The following is a 20490-nucleotide window of genomic DNA, read 5'->3' as shown; positions in this document are numbered from 1 at the left end:
AAGATGAACGCAAGGAACAAAATTTGCGCAGCCCTGGTGGCGCTTCTGCCGCTGGGCGCGATGACACTGGCGGTGGCCCCGGCGCAGGCCCAGTCGCAGCGTGACTACGAGCGGCCGGTGATTCGCGGCTTCAACGTGGACGAGGTTCGCCGCATTGCGCCCGGCGTCGAGCTGAACTTCGACCTGTACGGTTCGCCCGGCGGCATGGCGACCATCCGTATCGACGGCGCCACCCGCAACCTGCACCTGACAGAAACCCAGCCGGGCCAGTACGAGGGCACCTATACGATCGGCGAGCACGACCGCATTCGCCCGGACAGCCCGGTGACCGCCAATCTGCGCGTGGGCAACCTGGTGGCCACCGACGTGCTGGCCGAGTCAATCCTGCGCGATGGCGCGCGTGCGGACAGCCACCGTGGCGACCTGGCGGTGGTGCCGAAGATCGAGCGTTTCAACGTGCGCGGCGCCGAAGACCTGCGTCCGGGCGACGACATGACCTTCACCGTGCTCGGCACGCCCGGCGCCAAGGTGAGCATCGCGATTGCCGGCACGCGCGGCGTGTTTTTCCTGCCCGAGGTGCGTCCCGGTGAGTACAGCGGCGTGTACACGGTGCGCAGCGCGGACCGCCTGGCCCCGGACAGCCAGGTGACCGCGACGATCCGTTCGCACGGTCGTTACTCGACCGCGGTGCTCGGCACGCCGTTGCTGGCCGTGCGTACCCTGCCGGTACGCCAGGACCGCCAGTGCCCGGACTGTGCGACGGTGGCTGCGGTCAACGTGATCGAAGTGAGCGGCAATGGCGGCTACCTCGGCACGATCGGCGGCGCCGTGGTCGGCGGGCTGCTGGGCAGCAATGTGGGCAGCGGCAACGGGCGCACGGCGGCCGAAGTGGCCGGCGCGGTTGGCGGTGCCGTGGCGGGCAACAACATCGAGCGCAACGCACGCGGCCGCAACCTGCGCTACGAGGTGGTGGTCCGCTACGGCAACGGCGCCACGCAAACGGTGACCTATACCGGCGACCCCGGCCTGCGCGTGGGCGACCGCGTGCACGTGAACAATGGCAACCTCACGCGCGATTAGCCCGCTGGCCAGCTGGCGTAGGGTGGGCAGATTCTGCCCACGCGTTCAACCAGCGTTGGCATGGCCGGCCGCGGTTTGGACCGCCCCAAAACGAAAGCCGGCTCCCGCAAGGGACGCCGGCTTTGTGTTGTGGAAGGAAGGGCTCAGACGGTGGTGGCCAGGACCTGGTCGTCGCCGTTCTGGTCCACCTCGGCTTTTTGCTTGGTGCTTTGTTTTGCGCGCGACCGCGACGGCGGCAGGCGGCGCAGGGTCTTGAGTGCTTCGGCGTCCTTGATGCCGATGGTGCGCTGGTCCACGGTGATCAGGCCGATTTCGTTGAAGGCCGACAGCGTGCGGCTGACGGTTTCCAGCGTCAGGCCGAGGTAGCTGCCGATTTCATGCCGTGTCATGCGCAGGTTGAACAGCTTGCTGGAATAGCCCATCGCGGCAAAGCGGTCGGCCAGCGACACCAGGAAGCGCGCCACGCGGGCCTCTGCCGAGAGCGCGCCCAGCATGCCGATCATGGCCTGCTCGCGCACCAGCTCGCGGCTCATCACGCCGTACATGACGTTCTCGAGCTCGGTGTGCACGCGGCCAAGCGCGGTGAGCTTTTTGAACGGCAGCAGGATCAGGTCGCAGTCGGACAGCGCCACCGCCTCGGACGCGTAGTGGCGGGTGTGGATGCCGTCCACACCGAGCATGTCGCCTTTCATCGGGAAGCTCAGTACCTGCTCGTTGCCGAATTCGTCGATGAGCACGGTCTTGAGGAAGCCCGAGTTGACGATGTACAGGGTGTCGAAGGCCTGGCCAATGGTGTGTACGCGCTGGCCGGTCTTGAACTGGACATGCTGGAACAACAGCTCTTCGCTGTTGACGGAAACGGCGGCCGGGATATGCAGCAGGTCGCAGACTTCTTTCAGGTTGGACCAGAGACGGCCCTGGCGTTGGCGGCCAGCCTCCATCGGCGAGGAATGCATGGTCGACGAGGCGGCGTTGTGTTGTTCTGACGTTGGCTGGGACTGCATGCTCATCTCCAGTAAGGGAATTCAAGGCTTCCGCAAGGGCCCACGGGCTGGGAAGCGCCCTGGTGCCGGCACCGGGTCTTCACTGCGGCATCAGGGCTGGCTCACGCAGGAAATATGGACCGCAAGCAAGTCGAAACGCTGAATTTAGTATGCCAACACGAGTTCGGCATTGATATCAGCAATGGCTGAATATGTAGGTAGGAGAGACGGTAGGGGTGTAGGAATGGTCCTACTGACAGACAACGCTACAGAGGGAAGACGGGGAGGGAGGATTTGCCGGGAGACGGGGCGGCGCGCGGTCTTGCGGACACACACGCCGACACCCGTGGCACAAAAAACGTGGCGTCGATGTCTAAAAACTTTTTTCGCTCAGGCTTTCAGCGGCGACAGCAATCGGTGGGCGACCGCATACTGTACCATCTCCGACAGCGAGGTCATGCCCATTTTCTGCATGATGCGGGTCTTGTGGGTGCTGACCGTCTTGACCGACAGGTGCAGGCTGTTGGCGATCTCGGTGATCGACTTGCCGCCCACCAGTAGCGAGAACACCTCGAATTCGCGGTCCGACAGCTGCTTGTGCAGCAACTGCTCGTTGGGCGCCATGATGTTCAGGGCCAGCTGCTCGGCCACCTCGGTGCTGATGTACGGCCGGCCCGACGCCACCTTGCGGATCGCGCCCACCAGCTGGGTGCCCGCGCTCTCCTTGGTCAGGTAGCCCTGGGCGCCGGCGCGGATGGCGCGCACCGCGTACTGCTCTTCCTCGTGCATGGTCAGGATCAGGATCGCCAGCTTGGGCGCCTCGGCGCGCACCTGGCGGATCAGGTCCACGCCGCTGCGCCCGGGCATCGACAGGTCCAGCAGCAGCAGGTCGAACCCGCCCTGGCGCACGTGAGAAAGCACCTCGAAGCCGTTGATGGCCTCGCCGACAATCTCGATGTCGGGTGCGCCGTCGAGGATGCGCTTGAGCCCTTCGCGCATGATGGTGTGGTCGTCAGCAATGACAATTCTGATCATGAGTTGAGCCCCCGAAGGTGCGGTCGCTGGAATGCGCGGCCTTGCAAAATATTATAAATACAACAAGACCAATTTGTCAAAATATCATCGTTCAAAAATACACATTGATGACATCTTTATACATTTTGCCGACACTCCTGTTGCACTTTTACGTCGCGCTCAGGTGCCCGGTTCGCGGATCAGGCGATGCACCAGCACCGGCTTGTTGGTGTGGGACAGCACTTTGTTGGTGACGCTGCCCAGCAGCAGTTGGCCCCAGCCGCTGCGCCCGTGCGAGCCCATGAAGATGAGGTCGCAGCCTTGCTGCTCGGCCACGTCAACGATCTTGAGCGCCGCGGCGTCGGAAAACGCCGTCATGCAGCTGTGCGCCAGGCCGGCCTTGTCGGCCGCGCGCATGATCGACCCCATGTATTCCTCGCCCATGCGACGCATTTGCGCCACATATTCCTCTTCGCTGGGGTAGGCCGGCGGCACGATCTCGACATACACCGGGTATTGGTAACTGGGAGCGACGAACAGGGCCAGCACTTCGGCCTGCATCTGCTGCGCGAATTTGACGCCGGCGCAGGCCGTGTGTTGCGACACGGCCGAGCCGTCGGTGGTGATCAGAATCTTCCGGTACATGCTCACTCCTCCCACACGCAACCTTCATCTGAATTGTAGTACGCATCCTGGCCTGAGCCGGTGGCAATCCGTTGAGTTCGCTCAAACACGGGCCTGCCGGGGAGCGCGAATCTAGCGGGGCATGGGCAAGTGCCGATAAACAACACTCGGCGCGGGAAATGCACCGCGAACGGATGATTGCATTGTCTCGGAATTAAGTTTTTTTGTCCAATGCACTGCGTGTATCTAACAAAGATTTACCTACGGCAACGCCACTGCTACACTCGTGTAAAAACTGGTGATGCCCCGCCGCGCAGCGCGCCAGGAGGCGTGCCGCAGCCTACGGAAATGACGCAAGCGATTGCGAAACTGATTATGGAGAAGCAGGGATTATGACCGACGCCGCTGACGATTTCGACGCACTCTTCGAGGAAGTGGCGGCGCAACGCGCAAATGCACAGGCCGCGCCCGCGGCCGCCGAGGCACCGGCCAGCGTGCCAGAAGCTGCGCCGCCGGCCAAAGCCGAGCCCGAGGACGAGCTCGAGGCGCTGTTCGACCAGGTGTCCGCCGAGCGCGCGACCGAAGCACCGCCGGCCGCACAGGCCGAAGCGGCCGAAGCAGGCGAGGAGATCCAGGGCGACAAGGCGATGTTCGAACGCCTGGGCAGCATCGTGCGCCTGCTGCACGATTCGCTGCGCGAGCTCGGCTACGACCGTGCGCTGACCGAGGCTGCCACCCAGATCAACGACGCCCAGGACCGCCTGGAGTACGTCGCCTCGCTGACCGAGCAGGCCGCCAACAAGGTGCTCAACACGCTCGACGAAGGCATGCCTGCGCAGGACGAGCTGTCGGTAAAGGCGCGCGACATGCAGCAGCGCTGGGACGACCTGTTCGCCGGCAAGCTGTCGATCGAGCAGTTCAAGGCGCTCGCCGGCGACTCGCGCCAGTTCGCGCAACTGGTGGCCGACGCCACCGACAAGGAAAAGGCGCGCCTGCTCGACATCATGATGGCGCAGGACTTCCAGGACATCACCGGCCAGCTGATCAAGAAGGTGGTCAACATCACCAAGACGGTCGAGCAGGAACTGGCGCAGCTGCTGCGCGACAACGCGCCGGCCGAAATGCGCGAGAAACTGGCGCAGAAAGAAAAAGCGGTGCCGCCGCCGCTGATGCAGGGCCCCTCCGTGCCTGACGTGGCGCTGGACCAGGACAACGTTGACGACCTTCTTGCCGAGCTGGGATTCTAATGGACGATATGCTCAAGGATTTCGTCGTCGAGGCGATGGATCTGGCTGTCAATGTAGAAGAGCACCTGCTGCGCCTCGAACGCGACCCCGACAACAAGGAAACGCTCAACGCGGTCTTCCGCTCGTTCCACACGATCAAGGGCGGCGCCGGCTTCATGGGCCTGCCGGCCCTGGTCACGGCCTGCCACCTGACCGAGAACCTGTTCGACGCGCTGCGCAACGGCGCCGTGCAGGTCACGCCGTTCGCGATCGACGCATCGCTGCAGGCTTCCGGTTTCGTGGCCGACCAGCTCAATGACCTGAACAACGGCACGCCGCCCGAGCAGCTGGCGCCGATGCCGCCGGAACTGGAGCGCATGCTGCGCGACGCGATCGAAGGCAAGGGCGCCTCGGCGCCGGCCCCCGCGGCCCCGGCCCCGGCTGCCGCCGCGCCTGCCGCCGCAGCCGCCCCGGTCGCGGCCGAGCCTGTTGCGGCACCCGCAGCAGCAAACGAAGTTGGCGAGGACGGCCTGGACTGGCACGCGATGTACGCGGCCGTGGTCCCGGCCGGTACCGCGCTGCCGCAAGAGCCGGCCCAGCCGGCTGCGCAGGCCGCCGCCCCGGCTGCTGCCGCGCCGGCCGCGGCCGCCCCGGCCGCCCATCACGATGCCGCACCCGGCAAGCCTGGCTGGGATGGCGTCGAGCGCCGCACCGGCGCCCCGGCCGCTGCCGCCGCTGCCGGTGGCGCGGCCAAGGACGAGAGCATCCGCATCGACGCCGTCAAGCTCGACGCGCTGCTCGAAGTGGCGGGCGAATCGGTGCAGGCCGCGAACCAGGCCGCCGTGCTGCTCGAACGCCTGCAGCAGTTCAAGTTCGAGGGCCAGGCCGCAACGCTGATGGCCACGCTCACCGAAACGCTCGAGCGCGCGTCGCGCTACTCGGCCGAGCTGCAGCGTGCCACGCTGGCCACCCGCATGCAGCCGGTGGGCCGCCTGTTCCAGAAGTTCCCGCGCCTGGTGCGCGAGCTGGCCAAGGACCTGGGCAAGGATGTCGAGCTGAACATCGAAGGCGCCGAGACCGAGGTCGACCGCGTGGTGGTGGACAGCCTGTACGACCCGCTGGTGCACATGCTGCGCAACGCGCTCGACCACGGCGTCGAGTCGCCCGAGGACCGCGCCGCCATCGGCAAGCCGGCCAGGGCCGTGATCTCGCTCAAGGCGTGGCAGGAAGCGAACAGCGTCATGATCGTGCTGTCCGACGACGGCCGCGGCATGGACCCGGTCAGGCTCAAGAAGAAGGCCGCCGAGAAGGGGCTCATTTCCGAGACCGCCGTGCTGTCGGACGACGAGGCCTACCAGCTGGTGTTCCTGCCGGGCTTCTCGACCAAGGAAGTGGCCTCGTCGGTGTCGGGCCGCGGCGTGGGCATGGACGTGGTCAAGACCGCGGTGGAAAAGAACCGCGGCGTGGTACGCATCGAATCGGCGCTGGGCAAGGGCACCAAGTTTGCGATCCGCCTGCCGATCGAACTGTCGATCGTGCCGACCATGCTGGTGTCCACTTCGGGCGCGCTGCTGGCGCTGCCGATGGCGGCAGTGCAGCGCGTGGTCGAGCTGCCGGAAAGCTTCATGTCGGTCGGCTCCGCGCCAGTGCTCAAGGACCAGGGCGTGCCGCTGCCGGTGCGCTCGCTGGCGCGCGCGCTGTGTTACGAGGACTGCTCCGAGCGCGTGGGCATCGTGGTCAACGCGCCGCAGCCCTACATCCTGGCGGTGGAAGCCGTCGATGGCACGGCCGACCTCGTGATCAAGCCGATGACGGCGCTGACGGTGGAAGGCATCACCGGCACCGCGCGCTCGGCCGAGGGCGAGCTGGTGCTGGTGGTCGGGCTCTCGTTCCTGATGGACGGGTGCCGCAACAGCGTGAAGCTGGCGGCGTAAGCCAGCGCGGACGCCAGCACGTCGTCCCCGCGAAGGCGGGGACCCATAGAGGCCCGAGCGGCTCGAAACGCCGCCGTGTACCTGCAATTTCAGCATGGATTCCCGCCTTCGCGGGAACGACGTGTAAATAACAACTCAGTGAAAAAGCCTGCGACTTGCCCTCGCAGGCTTTTTTTGTTTGTAACGCTGGCAACTGAAATAAATTTTATTTGCTCATGGCTGAGGTATTTGAAAGAATCGTGCAAAAGGCCGATGCTTCCGCGATGCAGCAAATATGGCATAATCGAACGAGTCTGCCTTTGCGGACAGCCGAAAGAAACGACAGCCATGTTAAAGACGCTCTACGACAAACTCTGGGACTCGCACGTGGTGCGGGCCGACGCCGACGGCACCACGGTGCTGTACATTGACCGCCACCTGGTGCACGAGGTGACCAGCCCGCAGGCATTCGAAGGCCTGCGCGAGGCCGGCCGCCCGCTATGGCGCACTTCCGCCAACCTGGCCGTGGTGGACCACAACGTGCCCACCACCGACCGCAAGAACGGCATCGCCGACCCCACCTCGCGCCTGCAGGTCGAGACGCTGGACGCGAATGCCAAGGCCTTTGGCCTTACCTATTTCAACATCAGCGACAAGCGCCAGGGCATCGTGCACGTGATCGGGCCGGAGCAGGGCGCCACGCTGCCGGGCATGACGGTGGTGTGCGGCGACTCGCACACCTCGACCCACGGCGCCTTCGGCTGCCTGGCGCACGGCATCGGCACCTCGGAAGTCGAGCACGTGCTCGCCACCCAGACGCTGCTGGCCAAGAAATCCAAGTCGATGCTGGTCCAGGTGGACGGCCCGCTGCCGCTGGGCGTGACCGCCAAGGACATCGTGCTGGCCGTGATCGGCCGCATCGGCACCGCCGGCGGCACCGGCTACGCCATCGAATTCGCCGGCTCGACCATCCGTTCGCTGTCGATGGAAGGCCGCATGACGGTCTGTAACATGGCGATCGAAGCAGGCGCGCGCGCCGGCATGGTCGCGGTGGACGACACCACCATCGAATACGTGAAGGGCCGCCCGCTCTCGCCCAAGGGGGAGCAGTGGGACAAGGCGGTGGCCTACTGGCGCACGCTGCACACCGACCCGGGCGCCAAGTTCGACATGGTGGTCACGCTGAACGCCGGCGAAATCCGCCCGCAGGTCACTTGGGGCACCTCGCCCGAGATGGTCACGGCGGTCAACGCCCGCGTGCCCGACCCGGAACTGGAAAAGGACCCGGTGCGCCGCGACGCGATGGAAAAGGCGCTGGTGTACATGAACCTCAAGCCGAACACCCGCATCGAGGACATCAAGATCGACAAGGTGTTCATCGGCTCGTGCACCAACTCGCGCATCGAAGACCTGCGCGCCGCCGCCCAGGTGGTGCGCGGCCGCCAGCGCGCGGCCAACGTCAAGCTGGCCATGGTGGTGCCGGGCTCGGGCCTGGTCAAGGAGCAGGCCGAGCGCGAAGGGCTGGACAAGATCTTCAAGGCCGCCGGCTTTGAATGGCGCGAGCCGGGCTGCTCGATGTGCCTGGCCATGAACGCCGACCGGCTGGAGCCGGGCGAGCGCTGCGCCTCGACCTCGAACCGCAACTTCGAAGGCCGCCAGGGGCAGGGCGGGCGCACCCACCTGGTGTCGCCGGCCATGGCCGCGGCGGCTGGTATCGCCGGGCATTTCGTCGATGTACGCGCACTCTGATCAAAACCATAAGAAAGGACAGAACATGAAAAAGATTCTCGCCCTCGCCATCGCCGCATTCGTCCTGGCCGGCTGCAACACCATTTCCGGTGTCGGCAAGGATGTGCAGAAAGTCGGACAAGTCATCACTGGCGCCGGAGGCAAGTAAGGCGCCCGCGCGAGGTCGCGCATAGGAAGCAGAAAACATGGATAAATTCACCGTACATCAAGGGCTGGTGGTGCCGCTGGACCGCGCCAACGTGGACACCGACGCCATCATCCCCAAGCAGTTCCTCAAGTCGATCCGGCGCACCGGTTTCGGCCCCAACCTGTTCGACGAATGGCGCTACCTGGATCATGGCGAGCCGGGCATGGACAACAGCCGCCGCCCGCTGAACCCGGACTTCGTGCTGAACCAGCCGCGCTACCAGGGCGCATCGATCCTGCTGGCGCGTAAGAACTTCGGCTGCGGCTCGTCGCGCGAGCACGCGCCGTGGGCGCTGCAGCAGTACGGCTTCCGCGCGATCATCGCCCCCAGCTTCGCGGACATCTTCTTCAACAACTGCTACAAGAGCGGCCTGTTGCCGATCGTGCTGTCCGAAGCGCAGGTGGACCACCTGTTCAACGAAGTGAAGGCCTTCCCCGGCTTCAAGCTGGTGGTGGACCTGCAGCAGCAGGTCGTGTCAACGCCGCAAGGCAGCCAGACGTTCAAGTTCGACATCGACGAGTTCCGCAAGTACTGCCTGCAGAGCGGCCTGGACGACATTGGCCTGACCCTGCGCCACGCAGACGAAATCCGCGCGTTCGAGGAACGCCACCTGGCCAGCCAGCCCTGGCTTGCCAACGTCATCTGAAAGAGAACATGAAGATCGCAATCCTGCCGGGCGACGGCATTGGCCCGGAAATCATGGCGCAGGCCGTCAAGGTGCTGAACGCGCTGGGTGAAAAGTTTGAAATGGAAACCGCGGATGTCGGCGGCGCGGGCTATGCCGCGCACGGCCATCCGCTGCCCCCGGCCACGCTGGCCCTGGCCAAACAGGCCGACGCCGTGCTGTTCGGCGCGGTCGGCGACTTCAAGTACGACAACCTGGAGCGCGCGCTGCGCCCCGAGCAGGCGATCCTGGGCCTGCGCCGCGAACTGAGCCTGTTCGCCAACCTGCGTCCGGCGATCCTGTACCCGGAACTGGCCGGCGCCTCCACGCTCAAGCCCGAGGTGGTCTCGGGCCTGGACATCCTGATCATTCGTGAGCTGACCGGCGACATCTACTTTGGCAAGCCGCGCGGCGTGCGCGAGTGCCCGGACGGCCCGTTCAAGGGCCAGCGCGAGGGCTTTGACACCATGCGCTACGCGGAAGGCGAAATCCGCCGCATCGCCCACGTGGCGTTCCAGGCGGCGCAAAAGCGCGGCCGCCGCGTCACCAGCGTGGACAAGGCCAACGTGCTCGAAACCTTCCAGTTCTGGCGCGACATTGTCACCGACGTGCACAAGGAATACCCGGACGTCGAGCTCGACCACATGTACGTCGACAACGCCGCCATGCAGCTGGTGCGCGCGCCCAAGAAGTTCGACGTGATCGTCACCGGCAACATGTTCGGCGACATCCTGTCCGACGCCGCCGCCATGCTGACCGGCTCGATCGGCATGCTGCCGTCCGCATCGCTGGACGCCAACAACAAGGGACTGTACGAGCCGTCGCACGGCTCGGCGCCGGACATCGCCGGCAAGGGCGTGGCCAATCCGCTGGCGACCATCCTGTCGGCCGCGATGATGCTGCGCTTCTCGCTCAACCGCGCCGAACAGGCCGACCGCATCGAGAATGCGGTCAAGCGCGTGCTGGCGCAAGGGCTGCGCACGCCGGACATTTTTGAAGAGGGCACCACGCGCGTCGGGACCGAACAGATGGGCGACGCGGTGGTCAAAGCGCTCGCATAGGATTCTTAAACATTCAAAGGAAGATGATGAAATTAGTAGGCCTGGTAGGTTGGCGCGGTATGGTCGGTTCCGTCCTGATGAAGCGCATGCAGGACGAAGGGGACTTCGATCACATCGAGCCGGTGTTCTTCACGACGTCGAACCCGGGCGGTGATGCGCCGAAGATGGCGAAGAACGAGACCAAGCTGAAAAGCGCCACCGACATCGCCGAGCTGTCCCGCTGCGAGATCATCATCTCGTGCCAGGGCGGCGACTACACCACCGAGATGTTCCCCAAGCTGCGCGCCGCGGGCTGGAACGGCTACTGGATCGACGCCGCCTCGACCCTGCGCATGAACGACGACGCGGTGATCGTGCTCGACCCGGTCAACCTGGACGTCATCAAGAACGCGATGGCCAAGGGCGTCAAGAACTTCGTCGGCGGTAACTGCACGGTGTCGTGCATGCTGATGGGCCTGGGCGGCCTGTTCCAGCACGACCTGGTGGACTGGATGACCTCCATGACCTACCAGGCAGCGTCGGGCGGCGGCGCGCAGCACATGCGCGAGCTGCTCACCCAGTTCGGCACCATCAACAGCGCCATCCGCCACCTGCTGGACGACCCTGCCTCGGCCATCCTCGAGATCGACCGCTCGGTGCTGGCGATCCAGCACGGCCTGTCGGCCGAAGAGACCAAGCAGTTCGGCGTGCCGCTGGCCGGCAACCTGATCCCCTGGATCGACAAGGACCTGGGCAACGGCCAGTCGCGCGAAGAGTGGAAGGGCGGCGCCGAAACCAACAAGATCCTCGGCCGCGGCGAAGCGTTCGGCACGGCAGCGACCCCGGTCGATGGCCTGTGCGTGCGCATCGGCGCAATGCGCTGCCACTCGCAGGCGCTGACCATCAAGCTGAAGAAGGACGTGCCACTGGACGAGATCAACGACATCATCGCCTCGCACAACCAGTGGGTGAAGGTGGTGCCGAACACGCGCGAAGCGTCGATGACCGACCTGACCCCGGCCGCCGTCACCGGCAGCCTGACCATTCCGGTCGGCCGCCTGCGCAAGATGTCGATGGGTCCGGAGTACCTGTCCGCGTTCACCGTTGGCGACCAGCTGCTGTGGGGCGCCGCCGAGCCGCTGCGCCGCATGCTGCGCATCGTGCTGGACAAGTAGGCGAAGCCAAGGCTTCACAACGGATGGGCGCCCGCGTGGCGCCCATTTTTATTGTTGGCAGGCAAGCGGCGTAGGGTGGGCTCTGGAGCCCACGCGGTGATACGCGGCGCGTGCGAACGCGTGGGCTCGAGAGCCCACCCTACCCATCGATTGCGATACCATTTCGCCAATGATCATGGCGAATTGACAGCGAATAACGGCGATCGCGGTGCCATCTCGTCCACAAACCCGCGCAAGCACAGGCGGTGTTGACCAGAAAACTTGCATGCTCTAGAGCATGATGTTATGTTCTTGCGACCTGTGTGGGAAACTCTTGTCCCGGCCAACCCATTCCGTCCCGACTATGCAATCCAACCGTCCTATGATCATCTCGTCCGCGCTGAAAACGCTCACCGCGTCAGTCGCCAGTGCCGTGCTGGTCACGTCTAGCGCGCAGGCTGCGGGACTTGGCAAGCTCACGGTGCTCTCGGCACTGGGCCAACCGCTGCGCGCCGAGATCGAACTGACGCAGGTCGCCGAAGACGAGGCTTCCGGGCTCGCCGCCAAACTGGCGTCGCCCGAGGCATTCCGCGTCGCGAACATCGAATTCAACCCCGCGCTGCTGTCGCTGCGGTTCGCGGTGGAGCATCGCGCGGGCCGCCAGTTCATCAGGATCACTTCGACCCAGCCGCTGAACGAGCCGTTCGTGGACATGCTGCTCGAGCTGTCCTGGAACAATGGCAAGCTGGTGCGCGAATACACCTTCCTGCTCGATCCGGCCGAGCTGCGCGGCACGCAGTCGGCCCAGGTTGGCCCGGTCGAGCCGGCACGCAGCCGCGCCGCCCAGCAGGCGCCGGCGCCGGAAGCCGCGGCCATCCCGGCCGCCAAGCCGCGTGCACGCGCCGAGCGCGCCGACGAGCCGGCCGAGCCGAAGCGGCGCGCCGCCACCGAGTACCGGGTCAAGCCGGGTGAAACGCTGGGCCGGATCGCCGCCCAGCTCAAGCCGGCCAACATCTCGCTCGACATGATGCTGGTCGCGCTGTACCGCGCCAATCCCGATGCCTTCATCGGCCACAACATGAACCGCCTGCGCTCGGGCGAGATCCTGTCGGTGCCCGACAGCGACGCGATCCGCGGCATCGGCGAAGGCGAGGCGCGCGGCATGGTGGTCGCCCACGCGGCCGACTTCAACGCCTACCGCAACAAGCTGGCCGGCCAGGTCGCCACCAGCGAGGCAGTCAAGGTGCCGCAGGCCGGCCAGAGCGCGGCCGGCAAGATCACCGCCAAAGTCGAGGAACGCCCGACCGCGGCCAACGAAGCGCAGGACCAGCTGCGCCTGTCCAAGGCCGTGCCGGCCCAGGGGGCGGGCGGCAAGGGCAGTACGGTCTCGGCCGAGGACCTGGTGGCCAAGGAAAAGGCGCTGTCCGACGCGCAGGCGCGCGTGCGCGAGCTGGAGAAGAATGTCAGCGACCTGGAAAAGCTGGTCACGGTGAAGAACCGCGCCGGCGCCGACGCCGCCGCGAATGCAAAGCAGGAAGCCAAGCCGGCGCCGGCCGCCAGCGCGCCGGCCAAGGAAGCGGCCAAGCCGGCCGCCAAACCGGCCGCCAAGCCTGCGCCCACGCCGCCGGCGAAGGCCGCGCCGCCCGAGCCGGGCCTGGTCGATACGCTGATGGCAAACATCAATTACATCGGTGCGGGCCTGGCCGTGGCGCTGCTGGCCGCGTTTGGCCTGTCGCGGCGCCGCAAGAAGTCGGCCGACGACAGCCCGGCGCACGAGCCGTCGCTGCTGGGCGTGCCGACCGAGCACACCCACTCGCTGTTCGCCGAAACGGGCGGGCAGAGCGTGGACACCAACAACAGCGTGTTCAACTCCAGCTTCGCGCCCTCGGCCAGCCAGCTCGACACCAATGAAGTCGATCCGGTCGCCGAAGCGGACGTGTACATCGCCTACGGCCGCGATGCGCAAGCCGAGGAAATCCTCAAGGAAGCGCTGCGCGCCCATCCCGACCGCCATCCGGTGCGCCTGAAGCTGCTCGAGATCTACGCCGCCCGCAAGGACCAGCGCGCGTTCGAGACCCAGGCCGCCGAGCTGTACAGCCTGACCCGCGGCGCGGGCGACGAGTGGGCGCAGGCCGCCGCGCTCGGCCTGTCGATCGATCCGCTCAACCCGATGTACGCGGCCGCCGCCGGCGCTCCCGCCCCGGCTGCCCAGTCCGACGAGGAGGCCGGCCAGAAGGCCCTGCTGTCGCAGGAACTGGAGCAGACCTTTGCCCCTGCCGAGCCGCGCGCCGCGACGGACGACGACTTCAAGCTCGAGTCCGAGCAGACCGCGCTGCCGCAGGTCGACGCCGAAGCGGTGGTGCCGCAGGAAGAGCCGAACGAGGACGAGCACGTGCTCGACTTCGACCTGGGCGGCCTGTCGTTCGAGCCGGTGTCGGCCACCGAGCCGATCGCCATGCCGGCGCCGACCGAGGCGCCGCAGGCCGACGCCACCGAGGTGCCGGACCTGGCGTTCGACGCCGCGCCCGCTACCGCAAGCGAGCCGGAGCCCTCTGGCGTGTCCGACCTGGAGTTTGACGTCGAGCCGATCGCCGCCACCGAGCCGGCCACCCGGGAAGAGGACGTGAAGCCGGCCGAAGCGGCGCCGGAACAGCCGTTCGACCTGGCCTTCGACATGGACTTCGACGCGCCGGCCGCGGCCGCGCCGGCCCCCGCCGCCGACGGCGAGCACACCGACGCGCCGGCCGGCGCGGACGACCTGGCGCTCGACCTGTCGCTCGATGCGCCGGGCCACGGCATCGACATGGCCGACCTGGCCAAGGAATTCGACCTGCCCGACCTGCCCAAGGCCCAGGAAGAGCAGCCGCACGCGGCGGACAAGGATCCGCTGTTCGACCTGGACACGATGGACTTCGGCGCGCACGACACCCCGGCCGCCACGCCGGCGCCGCAGGCGTCAAGCGAGGCTGCGCAGGACGACCCGTTCGCGCTGCCCGAACTGCCGGCCGCCCAGGCCCCGGCGGCCACGGCCAGCGCGCCGCAGTTCGACCTGTCCGACATCGACCTGGACCTGCCGGGCGGCGAAACCGCCGCGCCGGCGCCGGAAGTGGCGATGGCCGAGGCTGACGGCGAGATGTCGGCCGCCCACATGGAAATGGAAACCAAGCTCGACCTGGCCATCGCCTATCAGGAGATCGGCGACAAGGACGGTGCGCGCGAACTGCTTGATGAAGTCATCGAAGGTGGCAACAGCGAACAGGTGAGCAAGGCCCGGGCGCTGCGAGACCAGTTGGCGTGAAGAGAATCGCACTCGGTGTCCAGTACGTCGGCACCGCATGGAATGGATACCAGAAGCAGCCTGCACGCGACACCGTGCAGGACCAGCTTGAAATAGCGCTCGAAAAGTTCGCCTGCACCCCGGTCGCGACCACGTGCGCCGGCCGCACCGACGCCGGCGTGCACGCGATCGAGCAGGTGGTCCACTTCGATACCGATCTGTCGCGCGCCATGCAGTCGTGGGTGCGCGGCGTGAACGCCTTCCTGCCCGATTCGATCGTGGTGCGCTGGGCCGCCGAGGTGCCGCCTGACGCGCAGGGCAACGAGTTCCACGCGCGCTTCTCGGCGCGTTCGCGCACCTACCGCTACGTCCTGTACAACAACCCCAACCCGTCGGCGCTGCTGGCCAATCGCGCCGGCTGGGTGTTCCGGCCGCTGGACGTGGAGCGCATGCGCCAGGGCGCGCGGCACCTGATCGGCACGCACGACTTCTCGTCGTTCCGCGCCTCGGGCTGCCAGGCCAAGTCGCCCGTCAAGGACATGCACGAGGTGTCGATCGAGCGCCACGGCGACCTGATCGTGTTCACCGTGCGCGCCAGCGCCTTCCTGCACCACATGGTGCGCAACATCGTTGGCGCGCTGATCTACGTGGGCGTGGGGCGCAACGAGCCGGGCTGGATCGAACACGTCCTGGACAGCCGCGACCGCGACGCCGCCGCGCCCACCTTCATGCCCGACGGCCTGTACCTGGCCAAAATCGAGTACGATCCCAAGTGGGGCCTGCCACAGGAAAAGGGCGCGCCGCTGCCCTGGCTGTAAGAGGACATCATGCATCGCACCCGGATCAAGATCTGCGGGATCACCCGCGAAGAGGACCTGCACGCGGCCGTGGACGCCGGCGCGGACGCGCTCGGTTTCGTGTTCTATCCGAAGAGCCCGCGCTACGTGACGCCCGAGCAGTTCGCCCTGCTGGCGCGCGCGCTACCGCCTTACGTGAGCAGCGTGGCGCTGTTCGTCAACCCGTCGCCGGAAGAAGTCGAGGCGGTGCTGCGCGCCGGCCCGGTGGCGCTGATCCAGTTCCATGGCGACGAAACGGCCGGGCAGTGCGCGGCGATCGCGCAGCAGGCAGGGCGGCCGTTCGTGCGGGCCTACCGGGTAAAACCGGACACGGCCGCTTCCGATTTGCTATCATGTGAGCTTGCATACCGCGCCGCCAGCCCCTGGTTTTCGGGCCTCCTGCTCGATGCCTATGTCGATGCCTACGGCGGCGCAGGAAAGGTCTTCGATTGGTCTCTTATTCCAAAAGAGCTCGCGCCTCGGGTCGTTTTGAGTGGTGGCTTGAGCGTACAAAACGCGACTGACGCAGTCGTGCACGTACGCCCCTTTGCCGTGGACATCAGCAGTGGTGTCGAACAGGGCAAGGGGATCAAGGACGCCCGCAAGATCGCAGCGTTTGTCGCCGCGGTGCGGGCCGCCGATGCCATCACTACAAGCGAACCACACCATGAAAGAAGCCCCTGAACGCGGCGCCGCCGCACTGTTCCATACCCCCGAATACGCGCTGCCCGACGCCACCGGCCACTTTGGCCCGTATGGCGGCAGCTTTGTCGCCGAGACGCTCAGCCATGCGCTGAACGAGCTGAACGAAGCGTACGCGCGCTACAGCAAGGATCCCGAGTTCCTCGCCGAGTTCCGCTACGAGCTCAAGCACTTCGTCGGCCGCCCGTCGCCGATCTACCACGCCAAACGCTGGTCCGAGATCGTCGGCGGCGCCCAGATCTACCTCAAGCGCGAGGACCTGAACCACACCGGCGCGCACAAGATCAACAACGTGATCGGCCAGGCGCTGCTGGCTCGCCGCATGGGCAAGAAGCGCATCATCGCCGAAACCGGCGCCGGCCAGCACGGCGTGGCCACCGCCACCATCTGCGCCCGCTTTGGCCTGGAATGCGTGGTGTACATGGGCAGCGAGGACGTCAAGCGCCAGGCCCAGAACGTGTACCGCATGAAGCTCCTGGGCGCGACCGTGGTGCCGGTCGAGTCGGGCTCCAAAACGCTCAAGGACGCGCTCAATGAAGCGATGCGCGACTGGGTCACCAACATCGAGAACACCTTCTACATCATCGGCACCGTGGCCGGCCCGCACCCGTACCCGATGATGGTGCGCGACTTCCAGTCCGTGATCGGCGAGGAGTGCCTGGTGCAGATGCCGGAGATGACCGGGCGCCAGCCGGACTACGTGGTCGCCTGCATCGGCGGCGGCTCGAACGCGATGGGCATCTTTTACCCGTACATCGACGAAAAGAGCGTGCAGCTGGTGGGTGTGGAAGCGGCGGGCGAGGGCATCGACAGCGGCAAGCATGCCGCGTCGCTTACCGCCGGTGTCCCGGGCGTCTTGCACGGCAACCGCACCTACCTGCTGCAGGACGAGAACGGCCAGATCATCGAGACGCACTCGGTGTCGGCCGGCCTGGACTATCCGGGCGTGGGGCCGGAACACGCCTGGCTGAAGGACTCGGCGCGCGCGCAGTACGTGTCGGTCACCGACGACGAGGCGCTGGCCGCGTTCCACGACTGCTGCCGCATCGAAGGGATCATCCCGGCGCTGGAATCGTCGCACGCGCTTGCCTACGCGACCAAGCTGGCGGCCACGCTCCCGAAGGACAAGATCATCCTGGTCAACCTGTCGGGCCGCGGCGACAAGGACATGCACACCGTGGCACAGCGAATGGGCCTGAACTTCAGCTAAGGCGAAACCGTAGGGTGGGCACATTGTGCCCACGCGGTGATACGCGCCATTCGCAAACCACAAAACATCAATAGAAGAGAACAGCATGTCCAGAATTGAACAAACTTTCGCCGCGCTCAAGGCGCAACACAAGACCGGCCTGGTCACCTTCATCACCGCCGGCGACCCGGGCCCTGAAATGACGGTGCCGCTGATGCACGCGCTGGTCGCGGGCGGCGCCGACGTCCTCGAACTGGGCGTTCCATTTTCCGACCCCATGGCCGAAGGCCCGGTGATCCAGCGCGCCTGCGAACGCGCGCTCAAGTTTGGCATCGGGATGAAGGACGTCTTCAACTTCGTGCGCGAATTCCGCAAACAGGACCAGCAAACGCCGGTGGTCCTGATGGGCTACGCCAACCCGATCGAACGCATGGGCGCGTCGAACTTCATCCAGGGCGCCAGGGATGCCGGGGCGGACGGCGCCATCGTGGTGGATTACCCGCCCGAGGAATGCGCGGCGTTCGCGGACGAGATGAAGGCCAACGGCCTTGACCTCATCTTCCTGCTCGCACCCACCTCGACCGTCGAGCGCGTGAAGCAGGTGGCGCGCCACGGCAGCGGCTTTTCGTACTACGTCTCGCTCAAGGGCGTGACCGGCGCCGGCGGCATCGACACCGAAGACGTGGCGCGCCGCGTGGCCGCCATCCGCGAGCACGTCAAGCTGCCGATCGGCGTGGGCTTCGGCATCCGCGACGCGCAGACCGCGAAGGCGGTGGCATCGGTGGCCGACGCGGTGGTGATCGGCAGCCGCATCATCCAGGAACTGGAGAACACGCCCAAGGAGTCGGCCGCGCAGGCGGTGCGCGACTTTGTGGGCGGCATCCGCAGCGCGCTCGACGCTTGAAGCCGCCAGCCCCCGCTCGCCGGGGGCTGCGTGGCGTGCCGGCCGGTGTTCTGTCCTGAGCCAAAATGTCCAATTGCCAACATTTCCCAAGGGAACTAGAATGGACCGTTTTGCCTCCAGCTGGAAGAACACGACAAGATGCGCAAGAACCTGCCGGTCACACAGAATGAATACCATTTGGCCCCCGGGTGCCCGATCGTCTCGACGACCGACCTGAAAGGCCGTATCACCTACGTCAACCCGTACTTCGTCGAGGTCAGCGGCTTTGGCGAAGATGAAGTGATGGGCGCGCCGCACAACGTGGTGCGCCACCCCGACATGCCGCCGGAGGCCTTCGCCGACCTGTGGACCACCCTCAAGTCGGGCCGCCCGTGGAGCGGCCTGGTCAAGAACCGCCGCAAGAACGGCGATTTCTACTGGGTGCTGGCCAACGTCTCGCCGGTGTACGAAAACGGCCGCGCCGTTGGCTACATGTCGGTGCGGGTGAAGCCTGGCCGCGCCCAGGTGGAGCAAGCCGAAGCGCTGTACCGCGACCTGCGCGCGGGCGTGGCCAGGGTGAGCATTGCCGGCGGCGAGGTTGTGCCCCACGGCGTGCGTGGCCTCTTGGCGCGTGCGCGCGCGCTGTCGGTCGGCGCGGTGCTGGGCGCGGGCTTCGGCCTGCTCGGCGTGCTGGTCGGGGCCCTGGCGCTGGCCAACGGCTTGCACGGCTGGACCGCGGCGGCCGGGGCGCTTGGCCTGGCCCTGTGCGTGTGGCTGGCAGCCTGGGTGCGTGCGTCGATCGTGGCGCCGCTGTCCCATGCGCTGGACGCGGCGCGCGTGCTGGCGGGCGGCGACCTGACCGCGCAGGTCAGCGTCGGCGGCACCGGCGAGGTGCGCCAGCTCTTGCGCACGCTGCGCCAGATGAGTTCGAACCTGGTCGCGGTGGTGGGCGACGTGCGCGCCAGCGCGGTGGGCACGCGCGGCGCCACCAGCGAAATCGCAGCCGGCAATGCCGACCTGGCCCAGCGCACCGAGTCGCAGGCCGCCCGGCTGGAGGAAACCGCCTCGTCGATGCAGGAACTTGCCTCGGCCGTGGCGACCAATGCCGAGCATGCGCGCGCGGCCAACCAGCTTGCGGCGTCCGCAACCGTCGCGGCCGAGGACGGGCGCGGCGCGGTCTCGCGCATGGTCCAGACGATGCATGGCATCGACGAGTCCTCGCGGCGCATCGCCGACATCACGGCGGTCATCGACGGCATTGCGTTCCAGACCAACATGCTGGCACTGAACGCCGCCGTCGAGGCGGCCCGCGCCGGCGAACAGGGCAAGGGATTCGCTGTCGTTGCCTCCGAGGTGCGCATGCTGGCCCAGCGCAGCGCGGCTGCGGCCAAGGAGATCAAGAGCCTGATCGACGATTCGCTCGCGCGCGTGAGCCACGGCGCGGAGCTGGCCGGGCAGGCCGGGCAGACCATCGAGCACATCGTCGAGCGCACGCGCCAGGTCGCGACCACGATCGACGCGATCGCCTCCGCCAACATCGAACAAAGCGCCGGCATCGCCGTGGTCAACCAGGCGGTGCGCGACATCGACGTGATGACGCAGCAGAACGCAGCCCTGGTGGAGGAGGCGGCAGCCTCCGCCAAGGCGGTCGAGCAGGACGCCGTGCGCACCACGCGCGCGGTGGATGTGTTCAAGCTCGAGGGAGAGGGCGTGCGCCGCTAGTCGTCCTGCGCACACGCCAGCCGGGGCGCCACACTGGGCCAGGCTTGCATGGACCGGAACCGTTCGTTCCGGCCCGTGCAAGCCTGGCCCGTTTTTCTTGGTCGAGCCATGGGCGAACGCGCTTGTGGCGGACGTTCACCTTGCCGTCAGACCGCCAACACTGGCGATTTCGATAACAAGGCGTTGCACCAAGGGACAATATCGAGAGTTTCCGTTCGGCATTACTCTTTCTTGCTAGAAATTTTCA

At 66.5% G+C, this 20490-nt stretch carries 17 protein-coding genes; 14 read left to right on the top strand and 3 right to left on the bottom strand.

Annotated features, from left to right (window positions below; all coding sequences use genetic code 11):
- Positions 1-3 precede the first annotated feature (3 nt).
- Complete coding sequence (locus NX774_RS04900) at positions 4-1080, top strand: glycine zipper 2TM domain-containing protein (protein WP_258821031.1); 1077 nt, start codon at positions 4-6, stop codon at positions 1078-1080.
- Between the two features lie 143 nt (positions 1081-1223).
- On the opposite strand, the gene NX774_RS04895 is transcribed toward NX774_RS04900, so the two are convergent.
- The 3 genes from NX774_RS04895 to NX774_RS04885 all read right to left on the bottom strand — a co-directional run bounded on the left by NX774_RS04895 (position 1224) and on the right by NX774_RS04885 (position 3722).
- Entirely contained in the window at positions 1224-2021 is a 798-nt protein-coding gene (locus NX774_RS04895; RefSeq protein ID WP_258821443.1) for a Crp/Fnr family transcriptional regulator, read from the bottom strand.
- 432 nt (positions 2022-2453) lie between these two features.
- Positions 2454-3098, bottom strand: coding sequence for a response regulator (locus NX774_RS04890; RefSeq protein ID WP_258821030.1), 645 nt, complete (start codon positions 3096-3098; stop codon positions 2454-2456).
- Between the two features lie 159 nt (positions 3099-3257).
- Positions 3258-3722, bottom strand: coding sequence for a universal stress protein (locus tag NX774_RS04885; protein ID WP_258821029.1), 465 nt, complete (start codon positions 3720-3722; stop codon positions 3258-3260).
- Between the two features lie 371 nt (positions 3723-4093).
- Here NX774_RS04885 and NX774_RS04880 point away from each other — a divergent pair, with 371 nt between their 5' ends.
- The 13 genes from NX774_RS04880 (at position 4094) to NX774_RS04820 (ending at position 20243) form a co-directional block, all read left to right on the top strand.
- On the top strand, positions 4094-4948 hold the full coding sequence (locus NX774_RS04880; protein ID WP_258821028.1) for a protein phosphatase CheZ: 855 nt from the start codon (positions 4094-4096) through the stop codon (positions 4946-4948).
- Positions 4948-6861 carry a chemotaxis protein CheA gene (locus NX774_RS04875; RefSeq protein ID WP_258821027.1) on the top strand — a complete coding sequence of 638 codons (1914 nt, stop codon included), beginning with the start codon at positions 4948-4950 and terminating at the stop codon, positions 6859-6861. The genes NX774_RS04880 and NX774_RS04875 overlap by 1 nt, the downstream gene beginning before the upstream one ends.
- A 327-nt stretch (positions 6862-7188) precedes the next feature.
- On the top strand, positions 7189-8589 hold the full coding sequence (gene leuC, locus NX774_RS04870; RefSeq protein ID WP_258821026.1) for a 3-isopropylmalate dehydratase large subunit: 1401 nt from the start codon (positions 7189-7191) through the stop codon (positions 8587-8589).
- A gap of 25 nt (positions 8590-8614) precedes the next feature.
- Positions 8615-8737 (top strand): entericidin A/B family lipoprotein, encoded by a 123-nt coding sequence (locus NX774_RS04865; RefSeq protein WP_258821025.1) that lies wholly within the window; start codon positions 8615-8617, stop codon positions 8735-8737.
- Between the two features lie 37 nt (positions 8738-8774).
- Positions 8775-9422, top strand: coding sequence for a 3-isopropylmalate dehydratase small subunit (gene leuD / locus NX774_RS04860; RefSeq protein ID WP_258821024.1), 648 nt, complete (start codon positions 8775-8777; stop codon positions 9420-9422).
- Between the two features lie 8 nt (positions 9423-9430).
- Positions 9431-10501 (top strand): 3-isopropylmalate dehydrogenase, encoded by a 1071-nt coding sequence (gene leuB / locus NX774_RS04855; RefSeq protein WP_258821023.1) that lies wholly within the window; start codon positions 9431-9433, stop codon positions 10499-10501.
- 26 nt (positions 10502-10527) lie between these two features.
- Positions 10528-11655, top strand: coding sequence for an aspartate-semialdehyde dehydrogenase (gene asd, locus NX774_RS04850; RefSeq protein ID WP_258821442.1), 1128 nt, complete (start codon positions 10528-10530; stop codon positions 11653-11655).
- Between the two features lie 361 nt (positions 11656-12016).
- The gene (locus tag NX774_RS04845; RefSeq protein WP_258821022.1) at positions 12017-14932 is read left to right on the top strand and encodes a motility hub landmark protein FimV; all 2916 of its coding nucleotides are present in this window, start codon (positions 12017-12019) and stop codon (positions 14930-14932) included.
- A complete protein-coding gene (truA, locus tag NX774_RS04840; RefSeq protein ID WP_258821021.1) occupies positions 14929-15729 on the top strand; it encodes a tRNA pseudouridine(38-40) synthase TruA in 801 nt (266 codons plus the stop codon). The genes NX774_RS04845 and truA overlap by 4 nt, the downstream gene beginning before the upstream one ends.
- A gap of 9 nt (positions 15730-15738) precedes the next feature.
- The gene (locus NX774_RS04835; RefSeq protein ID WP_258821020.1) at positions 15739-16431 is read left to right on the top strand and encodes a phosphoribosylanthranilate isomerase; all 693 of its coding nucleotides are present in this window, start codon (positions 15739-15741) and stop codon (positions 16429-16431) included.
- Positions 16415-17659: a tryptophan synthase subunit beta gene (gene trpB / locus NX774_RS04830; protein WP_258821019.1), complete on the top strand. Its 1245-nt coding sequence runs from the start codon at positions 16415-16417 to the stop codon at positions 17657-17659. The genes NX774_RS04835 and trpB overlap by 17 nt, the downstream gene beginning before the upstream one ends.
- Positions 17660-17744: 85 nt before the next feature.
- Entirely contained in the window at positions 17745-18542 is a 798-nt protein-coding gene (gene trpA / locus NX774_RS04825; protein WP_258821018.1) for a tryptophan synthase subunit alpha, read from the top strand.
- 138 nt (positions 18543-18680) lie between these two features.
- The gene (locus NX774_RS04820; protein ID WP_258821017.1) at positions 18681-20243 is read left to right on the top strand and encodes a methyl-accepting chemotaxis protein; all 1563 of its coding nucleotides are present in this window, start codon (positions 18681-18683) and stop codon (positions 20241-20243) included.
- The last annotated feature ends 247 nt before the right edge of the window (positions 20244-20490 follow it).

Origin of the sequence: Massilia agilis (assembly GCF_024756255.1) — a bacterium.
Classification (GTDB): Bacteria; Pseudomonadota; Gammaproteobacteria; order Burkholderiales; family Burkholderiaceae_D; genus Telluria; species Telluria agilis.
The sequence above is the reverse complement of the archived record's forward strand: the minus strand, read 5'-3'. Positions and strand labels throughout refer to the sequence as shown.

Excerpts from the sequence above, each read along its gene's own strand:
- NX774_RS04900 (WP_258821031.1), top strand. The coding sequence starts at position 4 with ATGAACGCAAGGAACAAAATTTGCGCAGCCCTGGTGGCGCTTCTGCCG.
- NX774_RS04895 (WP_258821443.1), bottom strand. The coding sequence starts at position 2,021 with ATGGAGGCTGGCCGCCAACGCCAGGGCCGTCTCTGGTCCAACCTGAAA.
- NX774_RS04890 (WP_258821030.1), bottom strand. The coding sequence starts at position 3,098 with ATGATCAGAATTGTCATTGCTGACGACCACACCATCATGCGCGAAGGG.
- NX774_RS04885 (WP_258821029.1), bottom strand. The coding sequence starts at position 3,722 with ATGTACCGGAAGATTCTGATCACCACCGACGGCTCGGCCGTGTCGCAA.
- NX774_RS04880 (WP_258821028.1), top strand. The coding sequence starts at position 4,094 with ATGACCGACGCCGCTGACGATTTCGACGCACTCTTCGAGGAAGTGGCG.
- NX774_RS04875 (WP_258821027.1), top strand. The coding sequence starts at position 4,948 with ATGGACGATATGCTCAAGGATTTCGTCGTCGAGGCGATGGATCTGGCT.
- leuC (WP_258821026.1), top strand. The coding sequence starts at position 7,189 with ATGTTAAAGACGCTCTACGACAAACTCTGGGACTCGCACGTGGTGCGG.
- NX774_RS04865 (WP_258821025.1), top strand. The coding sequence starts at position 8,615 with ATGAAAAAGATTCTCGCCCTCGCCATCGCCGCATTCGTCCTGGCCGGC.
- leuD (WP_258821024.1), top strand. The coding sequence starts at position 8,775 with ATGGATAAATTCACCGTACATCAAGGGCTGGTGGTGCCGCTGGACCGC.
- leuB (WP_258821023.1), top strand. The coding sequence starts at position 9,431 with ATGAAGATCGCAATCCTGCCGGGCGACGGCATTGGCCCGGAAATCATG.
- asd (WP_258821442.1), top strand. The coding sequence starts at position 10,528 with ATGAAATTAGTAGGCCTGGTAGGTTGGCGCGGTATGGTCGGTTCCGTC.
- NX774_RS04845 (WP_258821022.1), top strand. The coding sequence starts at position 12,017 with ATGATCATCTCGTCCGCGCTGAAAACGCTCACCGCGTCAGTCGCCAGT.
- NX774_RS04835 (WP_258821020.1), top strand. The coding sequence starts at position 15,739 with ATGCATCGCACCCGGATCAAGATCTGCGGGATCACCCGCGAAGAGGAC.
- trpB (WP_258821019.1), top strand. The coding sequence starts at position 16,415 with ATGAAAGAAGCCCCTGAACGCGGCGCCGCCGCACTGTTCCATACCCCC.
- trpA (WP_258821018.1), top strand. The coding sequence starts at position 17,745 with ATGTCCAGAATTGAACAAACTTTCGCCGCGCTCAAGGCGCAACACAAG.
- NX774_RS04820 (WP_258821017.1), top strand. The coding sequence starts at position 18,681 with ATGCGCAAGAACCTGCCGGTCACACAGAATGAATACCATTTGGCCCCC.